Annotated in this window: 1 protein-coding gene; it reads right to left on the reverse strand. The window is 62.3% G+C overall.

All coding sequences use genetic code 11. The features are described 5' to 3' along the window. Positions 1 to 23: 23 nt before the first annotated feature. The coding region (locus tag GTA51_RS21160; protein ID WP_246198270.1) for an IS66 family transposase at positions 24 to 252 on the reverse strand (229 nt) is incomplete at its 5' end.

Here is a 252-nt window from a genome sequence, read left to right on the forward strand (position 1 = left end):
TGAAGACCGTAGACTCGATCAGCTCAAATTGATGTAGCGGTTGCCGCCTTCAGGCGGCTCCAGTTCTCACCGCTTTGAGCGGTTAACTGCCTTGCATGCCCCCGGCTTTGCCGGGGGTAGCTGACTTCGACCCGGGGCAGATCGGCGGGGATGGACCGGCGACCGCGTTTGCCACGGGTATGGGTCGGGGTGCAGACCTCTTCGAAGGTCTGGGGCGTCTGCTCTTCCACGGTCTGTTCGGCTTCGTCGAAC

Origin of the sequence: Solidesulfovibrio aerotolerans, assembly GCF_009856865.1 — a bacterium.
Lineage (GTDB): Bacteria > Desulfobacterota > Desulfovibrionia > Desulfovibrionales > Desulfovibrionaceae > Solidesulfovibrio > Solidesulfovibrio aerotolerans.